The sequence below is a fragment of the Salinisphaera sp. PC39 genome, from assembly GCF_040361335.1.
GTDB lineage: Bacteria > Pseudomonadota > Gammaproteobacteria > Nevskiales > Salinisphaeraceae > APNM01.
Genome location: NZ_APNM01000018.1, coordinates 60,586 through 73,658, shown reverse-complemented (window position 1 = coordinate 73,658; position 13,073 = coordinate 60,586). Strand labels below are relative to the sequence as shown.

Sequence of the window (13,073 nt, the reverse complement as noted above, 5' to 3'; positions counted from 1 at the left end):
GGGCCCGGGGGGAGCCGTTGCCGATCGAGAAAACCGCCGGCGACGGCGTGGTCGGCGGCGCGATCAACGGCAACGGCGCCTTGCGCATCCGGGTGACGGCGGTCGGGAATGAGAGTTTTCTGCACCAGGTCATCTCCAGCGTCGAAGACGCCCGCGCTTTGAAGCCCGGCCTGCTGCACATTGTCGATCGGGTACTGCAGGTCTATACGCCGACCGTACTGACCATCTCGGCGCTGGCCCTGCTGGCTTGGCTGGTCGGCCCCCTGGTCTTCGGCGCCGGCCCCGACGTACAGCGCGCAGTGTTCGCGGCGTTGACGGTGCTGGTGATGGGCTATCCCTGCGCGGTGGGCATCTCCGCGCCGTTGTCGATCGTGCGCGGCGCCGGCGAGGCCGCCGACAAGGGCGTGCTGATGCGCACCGGCGAAGCCTTCCAGGGGCTGCGCCGTATCGACACGGTCGTATTCGACAAGACCGGCACCTTGACCGAAGGCCGCCCGGCCGTACGCGACATCGAAGCCGTCGGCGGCGACGAGGACGCGCTGCTGGCACTCACGGCCGCCGTCGAATCCGCCTCGGAACATCCGCTCGGCCGGGCGGTGGTCGAGGCCGCGCTCGAACGCAGTGTTGATTTTCCCGACGTGGCCGATTTCCAGGCCGCCGCCGGTCGCGGCGTCACCGCGCGCGTCGATAGCCAGGCGGATGACCAGAACGATAGCGAGACCGTGCGCGTCGGTAACCCGGCCTTTCTCGCCGAGGCCGGAATTGCGCTGGACGCATTACACGCACGCATCGACGATTGGCAAGCGCAGGGCCAGACGGTAATCGTCACCGCCCGCGGTGACCAGCTGCTCGGCGCGATCGCACTCGGCGACGCCCTGCGCTCGGATGCGCTCGACACCGTGGCCCGGCTGCACGACCTGGACCTGCGCACCGCCATGCTCACCGGTGACAACGAGGCCACCGCCCGCCATATCGCCGAGCGCGCCGGTATCGACGACGTCCACGCCGGCGTGTTGCCGGAGCAAAAGGCAGAGCAGCTACGCGCCATGCAGCGCGACGCCCGCATCGCCATGGTCGGTGACGGTATCAACGACGCCCCGGCGCTGATGCAGGCCGATGTCGGCATCGCCATGGGGTCCGGCACCGATATCGCCATCGATGCCGCCGACATCATCATCCTGAACAGCCAGCTCGGCGCCGTGATCACGGCCTGGGACATCAGCCGCTGGGGCTATCGCAAGATGCTCCAGAACGTCGGTCTGGCTTTTTTGTTCAACGGCATCGGCATCCCACTGGCCGCCACCGGCTTGATCTATCCGGTCTGGGCGATGGCCGCAATGGCAGCCAGCGTGACGGCCATCTTTGTCAACTCACTGTGGCAACGGCCATCGATGTTCTTTGATGCGGTGGCCAGTGTTGGCGAATAGTCCAAGCATAACCGCCGACAGTACCATCGACCAGAGTAAAGAAAGATGACTCGATCATCGTAAGTTCCAGCGGCTTGCCGTACTGCGCGAAGCTTGACGAACGATTTTTCCCGTTTCGTAAGTTGATGTCGGATCCTCGTTGACGCTCAAGGTGTCGGCATGACACACGGCTGCTATCGTAGATCGAGCGTTCCGGAAACGGGCATTTCGCCGATCGCGGTCCGATTCAATTTTGGTGAGACTATCAATGAAGGCATCCGACCTGTTTGTTCAGTGCCTGGAAAACGAAGGCATCGAATACATCTTCGGCGTGACCGGCGAGGAGAACGCCGACTTCGTCCAGTCGCTGCAACACTCCGAGCGCATCCGCTTCATCCTCACCCGACATGAGCAGGGCGCCGCGTTCATGGCCGAGGCGTACGGCAAGCTCACGGGCAATCCGGCGGTCTGCCTCGGCACGCTCGGGCCGGGCGCGACCAACCTGATCACGGGCGTAGCCGACGCCAACATGGATCACGCACCGCTGATGGTCATCACCGGCCAGGGCGCGACCACGCGCCAGCACAAGGAAAGCCACCAGATCATGGATGTGGTGGGCATGTACGAGCCGGTCACCAAATGGGCGCAGTCGGTCCACCATCCCGACAGCATCCCCGAAATCGTGCGCAAAGCCGTGCGCACCGCGCGCGGCGAGAAACCCGGTGCCGTGCATATCGAGCTGGCCGAGAACGTCGCACGGATGGAAACGTCCGTCCAACCCATGGAGCCGCGGCGTTTCCGCCGCCCCGGTCCGGACGACAAAATCAGCGATCAGGCCTACGATATAATCCGCCGGGCGCGCGCGCCGATCATCATCGCGGGCAACGGCGCGATTCGAAAGCGGGCCTCGAACCAGTTGCGCGCGCTGGCCAAGCGCACCGGCATCCCGGTAACAACGACCTTCATGGGCAAGGGCGCGGTCGACTACGAGGCGGAGTACGCGCTCTACACCATCGGCCTGGGCCAATGGGATTATGTCGCCGATGCCGTGCGCGACGCCGATGTCGTGATTACCGTCGGCTATGATCTGGTTGAGTATCCGCCGCTGCGGTGGAACCCCGATGCGACCGAAACCATCGTCCATATCGATTTCGACCCCGCCGAGATCGATTTCGAATATCACCCGGAGATCGAGCTGGTCGGCGACATCGCCCACGCCTTGTGGCAGTTCGAGCGGCGTTTCGCGCGCGATGGCGTACCCGACTACGACTTCTCCGTGCAGCGCGACGCGCGCGCCCGCATGCGCGCGGACATCGAAGAACATGCCGGCGACGACACCGAAGGCGTCATCCGCCCGCAGAAGGCCGTCTGGGACGTACGCCGGGCGCTCGGGCCGCACGACATCCTGCTGTGCGGCGTCGGCGCGCACAAGATGTGGGTCGGGCGCCATTACCATTGCCGCGAGCCCAACACCTGCCTGATCCCCAATGGCTTCTGCTCGATGGGCATGCCCCTGCCCGGCGCCATCGGCGCCAGCCTGGTCGCGGGCGAGCGCCGCATCCTTGGTATCGCCGGCGACGGGGATTTTTTGATGAACGTCCAGGAAATGGAGACCGCGCGCCGGCTCGACGCCGACATCACCATGCTCGTGTGGGAGGATGGCGGCTATGGCCTGATCGCCTGGAAGCAGGACGAGCATTTCGGCAGCCACACCGATCTGGCGTTCAGCAACCCCGACTGGCTGCACCTGGCGGCGGCTTTCGGCTGGCAGGGCCGGTACGTGGCCAATGCGCGCGATCTGCGCGGCGCGCTCGACGACGCCCTGAATCATCCCGGCCCATCGCTGGTCGTCATCCCCATCGATTACCGCGAGAACCTCAAGCTGTCGAAGAAGCTCGGTGTCTTCTCGGATCAATAGGATTATAGATCGCTAAGCCCGCGGTCCGGGTACCTCTCCCCCTGCACGGCAACAAACCGCATTCGGGTTTGGCCATCCGATTTTAATCGCTTACTCTGCAATTGTCGCAGTTTTCGCCTGCGCCACCACAGCCGGCTCCCGGTAAAGAACGACACAGCAGGAACCAGTCCGGTGATCAGGACCGGCTGAAGGCTGGTGCCGATATGCAGTGGATACTCGTAATCGGCGACCCACAGTCCGAAGCCGGCTCGCCGCCAGTCATACACCTGAAGAATCTCGCCGGTATTAGGCGCTCACGGCCACAAAGCAGCGGCCGTTGGGGGATTATCCCGCCGAGCGTCAATTCCGACTTGCCCCGATTGCGCCGCCCGGATAAAACACCCCTGCACCCGAGGTCGTCGCTGTCAAAATCGCTCGGTGCGGACAGTCGCAACTCGCTGACATGGGGCCAGCGCTGGGCGCGTGCAGCACTGCGAATTTGCAGGTTGCTTATCCCCGGCTGCACCCGATCTCTGAATCGCGTCGGATCCGTTGACATCTCGACGCGATCATATCGTCGCTTCGTACTGCCCATCTCGACTATCCACTGGAGCTCATTTCCAGACTCGTGATGACTGCTCGCCCGGGTGCCGGCAGGCGCGTCCAAAGCTGTAATCCACGGCGCGGAAGTAATAGCCCTCATGCAACAGGTTGTTTACCTTCAGGCCGAGTTTGATCGGGCTCGTCTGGTGGCGAAGCGTCCAAATTGCTTGCGCATCGACTAACCAGTAAGCGGGGATTACTCCCACCATGCTGCTCGCCCCCCATCACGAGTCACGGGTGTTGGCGGCGTCCGTAAAGGCGGAGTTGACGCAGGGTCCGCTTGAACTCAGATCCATCGGCCCGAAGCAGTAGCGTGCGCCGAGTGACATCTAATGCTCGGAGGCAAAAGGCGGTTCGTTACCGGCAAATTCACTGGCGCGTTGCTCAGTATCGAGATACGTACAAGAGGCATTCAATGACAAGTCATTGATCGCCGCCAAACGCCACTGCGCCTGCGCCTTGATGCCCTGGTGCAACGATTCACCCAGCTCACTGAACCGACCCGCCGTAGCATCGAATGCGATCTGATCCTCGAAATCGAGACAAAAATATGTCAAAAGGGTATCGACAGTGGACGCAGGCTTCAGGCGTGCGCTGATTTCGTAACTGGTCACGCGTTCGCTTTCAATATCGACGTCGCGGGCAATCTCACCGATCGCAGCAAGCGGTGGACATCGGCGAGCCGGCATTCCGAGATGGACCTATTTGAGCGTTGAAGGGCATACAAGCTGATGCCGTGCCGCATCGCCAACAGGGGGCAATAGAGCAACAGAGCAATCCGCAGTAGGCTTGCCACCATCACTGCGTTACCCTTGAAACGCAATCCGATCTGAGGCGCGGAACCGTCATAATGACTGAATTCATCGCAACAATCATCGTCTTCGCCGTTGTCATGGTGCTCTTGTCGATCGGCGTCATGGTCCGCGGCGTCCACATCAAGGGCTCCTGCGGCGGCATGAACAATCTGAAGAAAGCACTGGGATTCACGCCCTGCGACGCCTGTAAGGACCCCGGCCCAAATTGCCATCGTCGAGAGCGTAGCGCTATGTAAGCAGCCGGCAGCGTACAGTATTACATACCTCCGCGACAGACCAAGCCTTGTCCAATGACACATGAGCCTGAGCGGGCTGCCAGTTTCCAGGGACAGATGAGCCTGAAAGGGGCCTGGAGTTTGGGCTCATCGGAGGATGATCGTGAAGCTCCATACCCAGGGACTCCAGACCATTGAAGACATTCGGACGTTCGTCGCGGGCAGTCAAGTCATCGACTTTGAGATCCCGACGCGCGCCGACGCCCATCAGTTTGTGGCCGACACGCTCAGGCGGTTCGGTTATCTGCGCTGTCGCCGCGCTGACAAGGGCGTGTTGCGGGCCTACCTGATGACGGTCACCGGTCTGTCTCGGGCCCAGATCACCCGGCTGATCAGCCAGCACCGTCAGACCGGCGGCGTCCGGGATCGCCGGGACAGGCCCGCCCGGCCTTTTGTGCGGCGCTATACAGCGGCCGACAGCCGCACTCTGGCCGATCTCGATACGCTGCACGGCCAGTTATCCGGCCCGGCCACGCGCCGGCTGTGCCAGCGGGCGTGGCATCTGTTCGGTGACCCGCGTTATCGGCGGCTGGCTGCCATCTCCAACGGCCATCTGTATAACCTGCGCCACAGCGCGGGCTATCAACGCCGACGCGGGCGCATCGATAAGACGCGGCCAACGCGCACACCCATCGCCGAGCGGCGCCGCCCCCGGTCGGACGGCCAGCCCGGCTACCTGCGCGTGGATTCGGTGCACCAGGGCGATCTCGATGGCATCAAGGGCGTCTATCACATCAATATCGTGGATGCCGAGACCCAATACGAATTCGTCGGCTCCGTGCCCCGGATCAACGAGGCCTATCTACTCCCCTTGCTGGAGGATCTGATCAACGCGTTCCCCTTCACAATCCAGGGCCTGCACGCCGACAACGGGAGTGAGTACATCAATTATCGGGTGGCCGACATGCTGGACAAACTGCGCGTGACGGAATTCACCAAGTCCCGGGCACGACAGACCACCGACAACGCGCTGGTCGAGTCCAAAAACGCCGCCGTGGCGCGCAAATACCTGAGCTTTGCCCATATCCCGGCGGCCTGCGCCGAGGCGCTCAATGACTTCAACCAGAATGCGCTGTCACCGTATTTGAACTACCACCGGCCCTGTCTGTTTGCCAGGGCCTATACCGATGCCAAAGGCAAAACGCGCAAGACCTATCCCGCGGATGCCGTGGCCACACCGTATGAGAAGCTGAAGTCATTACCCAACGCCGCCAGCTACCTCAAGGACGACATCGACTTCAAGCAGCTGGATGCAATCGCCTACCGCGTCAGCGACAATGAGGCGGCCCGACAGCTCAACGAAGCGAGGGCCAAGCTATTCAAATCCATCAAACAAACCCAAACACCAGCCGCCTGACAGACTGTCTACCTGCCCTACTGCTCAGGCTCATCTCTGGATTGGAAAATACTGACCACCGGACCGTAGCCACGCATATTGTCGTGGGATGCCGCTCTGGCTGCTGTGGCTCTGACAGTTGCCCATCGAGAGCAACCGACACCCATCAGGGAGAACCTGAGCTCGAGAGGGTTCAAATGACCACGGGGTAGATCCCGGAGAAGTCCCAATACTTAGATGGATGACTGTTGACCCCGGACCATAATCCAAGGTTTAAAATGTATAGCTTATGGAAGCGTCATGGGACCCATTGCCAACCATGAGCCGGGCGATTCGAATAGTTGCCGTTATGCTCGTGCTGGCCGGCCAATTGGCCGTCGCCGGACAAGCGTTCGCGCTGCCCGACTGCCACGGCAGCTCGCCCGGTAACGTTTCCCATGCGGACATGGGGCATGCCATGCACGTGGAGGACGCTGGCGGCGACGCGGCTGATTGCCATTGCCCGCAAGGCATGAACTGCGGCCATTGCGCCGCGACGATCGCCAAGATGGCCAGCGAAGAGATGCAACCGTCGACCGCCAAAAAGTCGGGCGCACACCCTTCCGCAAATCTCGCCCTCGCTCACAAGGCCCCTCTCGAGAAACCCCCGTCTACCTCCCGTTCGTGATATGCCGGCGGTTGTACGCTGTGGCGCATGACCAACGATCATTGACGATGGGAGACAACCATGCCCCCTACATCCCCTGCCCGATGGGCGGCAGGCTTGCCCGGACGACCCGGGAATAGACGGCTTATCGAGTCGGAACACAGGAGTCTCCGCCAGTCTAATCCCCCGATCCGGCAACCTGCTTCGCTAGTCGCGCTGGCGCTGGCGCTTACAAGTCTAGCGATGGGATCGAGTCATGCCCATACTCCTGATTGGTCCGACCGCGCTTGGCCAAAGCACGGCGGTCTGATCCAAACCGCTGGCGAGGTCAGAGTGGAACTCGTAGCGAAGTCCCGGCGGCTCGACATCTACCTCCGCGATCCCGCCGATGAGACGGTCGTCGACGACGTCGTGTCAGGCGAAATCCTGATCTGGAGCGATGACGGTTCGAAATAGATACCACTCAGCCGCCAGGGCACGCACTTGACCGCGGCAACCTCCCCCCGGAGACCGCTCCGTTCCGCGTGATCGTCGAACTCCACATGACGGAGAAGGCGCCACTCAAGCTTCTGTTCGGCCCCATGACCCTGTCCGAGCAGGAGACGGAACATTGAAGTGGATCGACTGCCCTCTTGCCCGAGTTCGACTCGGCGTCGACACGTCGCCATTGGCCGCTTCAACCACTTTCCAGGAGTGAATCATGCGTAAATATGCTCTCGGTAGCCTACTCTCCCTTGCCGTAGTCGGAGCGGTTGCCCTGACCTGGGCGCTCGGCGGATTCATGAACGTCGCCGCCACCTATCCGGACCCGCCGCCCCTGGCGTGGTTGCTCCACAGCACCTACACCAGCTCGGTCGAGCGCCGCTCGACGAATATCCAGGTGCCGGCGGATCTGGGCGCCTCCGAGCAGATACTGCGCGGCGCACGCAGTTATCTCGCCATGTGCAGCGGCTGCCATACGCCGCCGGGACAGTCACCCACGCCGGTCAGCCAGGGCCTGTATCCGCCGCCGCCGGACCTGGTGGAACTGATCCCGCACCGTAGCCCGAGTGAAGCTTTCTGGGTGATCGAAAACGGCGTGCGCATGACGGGCATGCCGGCCTTCGGGCCGACCCACGAGGACAAGGAACTGTGGGCGCTGGTGGCCTTTCTGGACCACATCGCGGGTGCATCACCGCAAACCTACGAAACCCTCGTGGCCGAGGCAAAGCGTACGGCGCCCGCCGATGACGGCCACGGGCATCGCCACAGCAACGACGCCGTGGACGACACGCGGAGTGTGCCGGGGCATCACGACCCAAAGAGTCCTGCTGCCGAAGCGCATCCGCATGAAGAAACATCAGCCGGACCGTCTGACGGGCACCACGAGAAATCGAGTCCTCATGCGGACAGCGATGATGGTCATGACCACCAACACTGAATCCGAAATCAAGTCGCAGTTAGCGATCGATTTGTTCCCAATCACGGAGTGAGCGATGACGCATCGACACCATGACAAGCACCGCCGGCGCCTGTTGCAGGCACTGGGCGGCACCGGCGTTCTCGCCGGCCTGGAGGCCCTGCTGCCGGCGTATGCCCGCGCCCGTAACGGCCACCATCTCACCGAGACTGCCGCGCGCGTGCCCGGGGGCGCCGCGCGGGACGTGACCATGGATATTCATATCCGCCGCGAAACGATCGACATCGCCGGCGGCCAGGCTTCCGCGATCACCATGAACCACTCCCTGCCCGGCCCCCTCGTGGAGCTATGGGAGGGCAAGAATGCCCTGTTGCGCGTACACAACCACCTGGACGAGTCCACCTCCATCCACTGGCACGGGATACTGCTGCCGTTCACCATGGACGGCGTGCCGGGCGTGGCCTTTCCCGGCATTCCCGCGGGCGACGTCTTCGAGGCTCATTTCCCGGTGCGTCAGTACGGCACCTATTGGTACCACAGCCATACCGGCTTCCAGGAACAAATCGGCCAGACCGGACCGATCGTCATCCACCCCGAAAACCCCGAGGACCACATCTCCGCCGATCGCGAGTACGTGGTCATGCTCAACGACTGGACCTTCGAGGACCCGCACCGGCTGATGGCCAAGCTCAAGAAGATGAGCGACTACTACAACTTCAGCGAGCGCACGGTTGCGGACCTTGTGGAAGATGTGTCCAAGGCCGGCTGGGGCGCGACTCTGCGCGAACGCCTGGCCTGGGGCAACATGCGCATGAGCCCGCGCGACATCGCCGACGTCACCGGCTACACCTATACCTATCTGATGAACGGCATGCATCCGGAGGCCAACTGGACCGGGCTGTTCAAGCCGGGCGAGCGAGTACGCCTGCGGGTGATCAACGGGTCGGCCATGAGCTATTTCAACGTCCGCATACCGGGACTGCCGATGACCGTGGTGCAGGCCGACGGCCAGAATGTGGAGCCGGTGGAGACCGATGAGTTCCAGATCGGCGTGGCCGAGACCTACGACGTCATCGTCCAGCCCAAGGCGGACACCGCCTACACGCTGATGGCCGAGTCCATGGATCGCAGCGGCTACGCCCGCGGCACCCTGGCGCCACGACTTGGCATGGCGGCGGCAGTGCCGCCCCTGCGCGAGCAACCCAACCGCACCATGGTCGACATGGGCATGGACATGGGCGGCATGCACCAGTCCGGTCATGGCAAGAAGGGCACGGCGGCCATGTCGAAAGAGGGCCATGCCATGGACGGTATGGGCCACTCGGGCCACGACATGGGCGGCATGAAACACGGCGACCACCCGCGATCGGGCATGGGCGCGGACGACAGCATCGCCATGATGGAACCAGCCGGTCCGATCGTCGCCCGCCACGGTCCGGATTGGCACGGTCCCGGCAACATCACCGTGGCCGAGGTGCAGCGTGACCGCCTGGCCGAGCGCGGCACCGGACTGCAGGACGCCCCCCACCGCGTGTTGACCTACAGCCAGTTGCGCAACACCAAGCCGATGGCGGACCGACGCGAACCGTCCTACACGGTCGAGTTGCACCTGACCGGCAACATGGACCGCTACATGTGGTCTTTCGATGGCGTGAAATATACCGACGCGGACAGTCCGATCGACTTTCCCTACGGCGAACGGGTACGTCTGATCATGGTCAACGACACCATGATGGAGCACCCCATCCATCTGCACGGCATGTTCATGGAGCTGGAGAACGACCAGGGCGACCGCCTGCCCTTCAAGCACACCATCAGCGTGCTGCCGGGCTCGCGGGTCTCGCTGCTGGTCACGGCGAACGAACCGGGCCGCTGGGCCTTCCACTGCCATTTCCTCTACCACATGGAGGCGGGCATGTTCCGTGTGGTCCGCGTGATCCCTGGCAACGACAAAGGAGAGCATGATGCTTAAGGCAGGCTTCAATCATCTCGTCGCGGCGCTGCTGCTATGGAGCGCGGCCACCGGCCTGACGGCGGCATCCGCCGAGGAGCGGGCGAACGGCGACGACAGCGAATTGCCCGGCAAGGTTATCGACCCGGACGTCGTCGCACCAGCCGGACCGACCACACCCTATAGCGGTGCGCCGGCTGGCTGGGAAAACTTCATCAAGGATTCGCAGCCCTACGCCTTCAGCCTGATCGACCGGCTGGAATACGGCGACGCCGACGAGGGAAACACCTATCTCTGGGACGCCCAGGGTTGGGTCGGCGGCGACATCCACAAGTTCTGGTGGAAGACCGAGGGCGAGGGTCCCACCCACGGCGGCGGCCCCGAGAACACCGAGTTCCAGGCCCTGTACAACCGCGTCATCAGCCCGTTCTGGGGCGTGCAGGCCGGCGTTCGCTACGACACCAACCCCAATCCGGACCGCGGCTTCGCGGTGCTCGGCATCCAGGGGCTGGCGCCGTACTGGTTCGAGACCGACACGGCCATGTTCGTCAGCGAGGACGGCGATGTCAGCTTCCGCGGCGAGTTCGAATACGAGCTGCTGCTCACGCAGAAGCTGATCCTGCAGCCGCGCCTGGAGATCAATGCCAGCGCCGACGACGTCCCCGAGTACGGTCTGGCCAGCGGGCTCAACAGCAGCGAGGCCGGCCTGCGGCTGCGCTACGAGATCAAGCGGGAATTCGCCCCGTATATCGGTGTACGCTGGGAGCAGAAATACGGTGATACCAAGGATTTCGCCGAGGCCGCGGGCGAAGACACCTCGTCCACGGCGTTCGTGATCGGTCTGCGGGCCTGGTACTAAAAGCGATGCGAGGAGATAAGCCATGAAAACGTTCAAAGCCGTTGTCACGACGCTGGTCGTACTGGTGATCCTGGTGCCGCTGGCCGCGGTCGGCTTCGCCTGGTCGGGCGTCTACAACGTGGCGGCCACCGACGAGCACTGGCCGATCACACGTTGGCTGCTCAACACCACCGTCAGCCGTTCGGTGGCACTGCGCGCCGAGGACATCGAGGTACCCGACAACCTCGGGGAGCGGGATCGATTGCTGTCCGGCGTCAACAATTACAAAGAAATGTGCGCCGGCTGCCATACGCCGCCCGGCGGCGAAAAATCGCCGGTGGCCAAGGGACTTTATCCGCAGCCGCCGGAACTCGATCATGCCGCCGAGGAAATGAATCCGGCGCAGCTGTTCTGGGTGGTCAAGCACGGCATCAAGGCCACCGGCATGCCGGCCTGGGGCCCGACCCACGATGACGACGCACTCTGGAACATCGTGGCCCTGGTCGAGCAATTCCCGGGCATGAGCGGGCAGCAGTACGAAACGCTCAAGACCGCGGCCGCTGGCCAGGGCGGTCACCACGGCGGCGGGGGCGACAGCGGGGGTCATGGCCATGGCGGCGGTGACACAGCCCATGAAGAAAACGAGGACGTCCAGGCCGGCGACAGCGGCACGGACGGCCACCATGGTGCCGACCGCGCGCACGCCGATGGCGCGTCATCCGCTGCCGACACTGATGGTCAACAGGGTAACCATGACGATGAAAGCGAAAGCCACAGCCACTAAAGGGATTATTGCCCTGTGCGGGCTGGCCCTGACCGGGCTACTGCTGGTCACCGGCTGCGGCCAGCCCGCCAGTCAGGACGAGTCGGCTGGCGACAGTCTCCCCACCGCGGTGATGTACAAGAACCCGAACTGCGGCTGCTGTACCAAGTGGGCCGAGCATCTGCGGACCAACGGCTTCGAAGTCGATGTGCGCGAGCAGGCGCCAATGGCGCCGGTCAAGAACCGCCTGGGCGTGCCCGGCGATATGCGCTCCTGCCACACGGCCGTGATCGGCGACTACGTCATCGAAGGCCATGTGCCGGCCGACGACATCCGGCGGCTGCTGGCCGAACAGCCGGAGGCCCGCGGACTGGCGGTGCCGGGTATGCCGCTGGGCTCACCCGGCATGGAAGTCGGCGACCGGCGCCAGCCCTATACCGTCTGGCTGATGCGGGACAGTGGCACCCGGGCATTCAACCGCTATCCGGCACAGCAATGATTTCCCTCTCCGCGCTTGCGGGGAAAGGACGGGCGCAGCAGGATGCGGCGCGCAGCGCCGGTGAGGGGCCGGAACACGCGCGACCCACTGATCCTGACTGTCTCCCCAAGGGCGAGAAGGCACTCGGCTACCGAGGGCAATTATGATGAAACGATCTGTTCCGATTATCGCGGCAATCGGCATCGTGGCGCTTGCCGGTATCGCCCTGGCACGGATGTGCGGGATGCACGGGGGTGGCATGATGGGTGGCATGATGGGCGGCGACCGTATGGGCGGCATGTCCATGGCGCGCCATCACTATGTCATGCGCCACGGCATCGACGCGCAGTACGCCTCGAGAACCAATCCCCTGCAGGCCACCGAAACCAACATCAATGCTGGCCGGCAGAAATACCAACGCTACTGCGCCGCCTGCCACGGCCCGAACGGCCGCGGCAATGGGCCGGCCGGCAAGAACCTGGACCCGCGCCCCACGGATATCGCCACGTTCAGCGACACCCACATGGCCGATGATGACTATCTGTACTGGACCATCGCCGAGGGCGGCGCCCCGGTAGGCAGCGCCATGCCGCCCTTCAAGAACACGCTCGACGAGACCGGGATCTGGCAGATCATCCTGTATCTGCGGCACCTCTAGCCGGCAGC

At 63.4% G+C, this 13,073-nt stretch carries 14 protein-coding genes; 12 read left to right on the top strand and 2 right to left on the bottom strand.

From position 1 onward, the window contains the following. Together PC39_RS14895 and PC39_RS14890 are read left to right on the top strand one after the other, a co-directional pair. On the top strand, positions 1 to 1,427 hold a 1,427-nt coding region (locus PC39_RS14895; RefSeq protein ID WP_353254201.1), incomplete at its 5' end, for a heavy metal translocating P-type ATPase. A gap of 247 nt (positions 1,428 to 1,674) precedes the next feature. Beyond that, positions 1,675 to 3,324: an acetolactate synthase large subunit gene (locus PC39_RS14890; RefSeq protein WP_353254200.1), complete on the top strand. Its 1,650-nt coding sequence runs from the start codon at positions 1,675 to 1,677 to the stop codon at positions 3,322 to 3,324. A 593-nt stretch (positions 3,325 to 3,917) separates the two neighbouring features. On the opposite strand, the gene PC39_RS14885 is transcribed toward PC39_RS14890, so the two are convergent. Together PC39_RS14885 and PC39_RS14880 are read right to left on the bottom strand one after the other, a co-directional pair. Then, entirely contained in the window at positions 3,918 to 4,115 is a 198-nt protein-coding gene (locus PC39_RS14885; RefSeq protein WP_353254199.1) for a hypothetical protein, read from the bottom strand. Positions 4,116 to 4,235: 120 nt separating this feature from the next. Beyond that, complete coding sequence (locus PC39_RS14880; RefSeq protein WP_353254198.1) at positions 4,236 to 4,595, bottom strand: TonB-dependent receptor domain-containing protein; 360 nt, start codon at positions 4,593 to 4,595, stop codon at positions 4,236 to 4,238. Between the two features lie 161 nt (positions 4,596 to 4,756). Between PC39_RS14880 and PC39_RS14875 the strand changes: the two genes are divergently transcribed. The 10 genes from PC39_RS14875 (at position 4,757) to PC39_RS14830 (ending at position 13,065) form a co-directional block, all read left to right on the top strand. Further along, positions 4,757 to 4,957 carry a hypothetical protein gene (locus PC39_RS14875; protein WP_353254197.1) on the top strand — a complete coding sequence of 67 codons (201 nt, stop codon included), beginning with the start codon at positions 4,757 to 4,759 and terminating at the stop codon, positions 4,955 to 4,957. Positions 4,958 to 5,093: 136 nt separating this feature from the next. Beyond that, complete coding sequence (locus PC39_RS14870; RefSeq protein WP_353254196.1) at positions 5,094 to 6,353, top strand: integrase; 1,260 nt, start codon at positions 5,094 to 5,096, stop codon at positions 6,351 to 6,353. A 328-nt stretch (positions 6,354 to 6,681) separates the two neighbouring features. Beyond that, entirely contained in the window at positions 6,682 to 6,999 is a 318-nt protein-coding gene (locus PC39_RS14865; protein ID WP_353254195.1) for a hypothetical protein, read from the top strand. 312 nt (positions 7,000 to 7,311) lie between these two features. Then, entirely contained in the window at positions 7,312 to 7,434 is a 123-nt protein-coding gene (locus PC39_RS14860; protein ID WP_353254194.1) for a hypothetical protein, read from the top strand. Between the two features lie 244 nt (positions 7,435 to 7,678). Further along, a complete protein-coding gene (locus PC39_RS14855) occupies positions 7,679 to 8,398 on the top strand; it encodes a c-type cytochrome (protein ID WP_353254193.1) in 720 nt (239 codons plus the stop codon). A 55-nt stretch (positions 8,399 to 8,453) separates the two neighbouring features. Then, positions 8,454 to 10,349: a copper resistance system multicopper oxidase gene (locus tag PC39_RS14850; protein ID WP_353254192.1), complete on the top strand. Its 1,896-nt coding sequence runs from the start codon at positions 8,454 to 8,456 to the stop codon at positions 10,347 to 10,349. Further along, positions 10,339 to 11,187: a copper resistance protein B gene (locus tag PC39_RS14845; RefSeq protein ID WP_353254191.1), complete on the top strand. Its 849-nt coding sequence runs from the start codon at positions 10,339 to 10,341 to the stop codon at positions 11,185 to 11,187. Before PC39_RS14850 ends, PC39_RS14845 begins: the two co-directional genes overlap by 11 nt. Before the next feature lie 22 nt (positions 11,188 to 11,209). Then, positions 11,210 to 11,950 carry a c-type cytochrome gene (locus PC39_RS14840; RefSeq protein WP_353254190.1) on the top strand — a complete coding sequence of 247 codons (741 nt, stop codon included), beginning with the start codon at positions 11,210 to 11,212 and terminating at the stop codon, positions 11,948 to 11,950. Continuing rightward, on the top strand, positions 11,919 to 12,428 hold the full coding sequence (locus PC39_RS14835) for a DUF411 domain-containing protein (protein WP_353254189.1): 510 nt from the start codon (positions 11,919 to 11,921) through the stop codon (positions 12,426 to 12,428). Before PC39_RS14840 ends, PC39_RS14835 begins: the two co-directional genes overlap by 32 nt. Positions 12,429 to 12,570: 142 nt before the next feature. Next, positions 12,571 to 13,065, top strand: a complete 495-nt coding sequence (locus PC39_RS14830; protein WP_353254188.1) for a c-type cytochrome — start codon at positions 12,571 to 12,573, stop codon at positions 13,063 to 13,065. Positions 13,066 to 13,073: the final 8 nt, after the last annotated feature.

Excerpts from the sequence above, each read along its gene's own strand:
- PC39_RS14890 (WP_353254200.1), top strand. The coding sequence starts at position 1,675 with ATGAAGGCATCCGACCTGTTTGTTCAGTGCCTGGAAAACGAAGGCATC.
- PC39_RS14885 (WP_353254199.1), bottom strand. The coding sequence starts at position 4,115 with ATGGTGGGAGTAATCCCCGCTTACTGGTTAGTCGATGCGCAAGCAATT.
- PC39_RS14880 (WP_353254198.1), bottom strand. The coding sequence starts at position 4,595 with ATGCCGGCTCGCCGATGTCCACCGCTTGCTGCGATCGGTGAGATTGCC.
- PC39_RS14875 (WP_353254197.1), top strand. The coding sequence starts at position 4,757 with ATGACTGAATTCATCGCAACAATCATCGTCTTCGCCGTTGTCATGGTG.
- PC39_RS14870 (WP_353254196.1), top strand. The coding sequence starts at position 5,094 with ATGATCGTGAAGCTCCATACCCAGGGACTCCAGACCATTGAAGACATT.
- PC39_RS14865 (WP_353254195.1), top strand. The coding sequence starts at position 6,682 with ATGCTCGTGCTGGCCGGCCAATTGGCCGTCGCCGGACAAGCGTTCGCG.
- PC39_RS14855 (WP_353254193.1), top strand. The coding sequence starts at position 7,679 with ATGCGTAAATATGCTCTCGGTAGCCTACTCTCCCTTGCCGTAGTCGGA.
- PC39_RS14850 (WP_353254192.1), top strand. The coding sequence starts at position 8,454 with ATGACGCATCGACACCATGACAAGCACCGCCGGCGCCTGTTGCAGGCA.
- PC39_RS14845 (WP_353254191.1), top strand. The coding sequence starts at position 10,339 with ATGATGCTTAAGGCAGGCTTCAATCATCTCGTCGCGGCGCTGCTGCTA.
- PC39_RS14840 (WP_353254190.1), top strand. The coding sequence starts at position 11,210 with ATGAAAACGTTCAAAGCCGTTGTCACGACGCTGGTCGTACTGGTGATC.
- PC39_RS14835 (WP_353254189.1), top strand. The coding sequence starts at position 11,919 with ATGACGATGAAAGCGAAAGCCACAGCCACTAAAGGGATTATTGCCCTG.
- PC39_RS14830 (WP_353254188.1), top strand. The coding sequence starts at position 12,571 with ATGATGAAACGATCTGTTCCGATTATCGCGGCAATCGGCATCGTGGCG.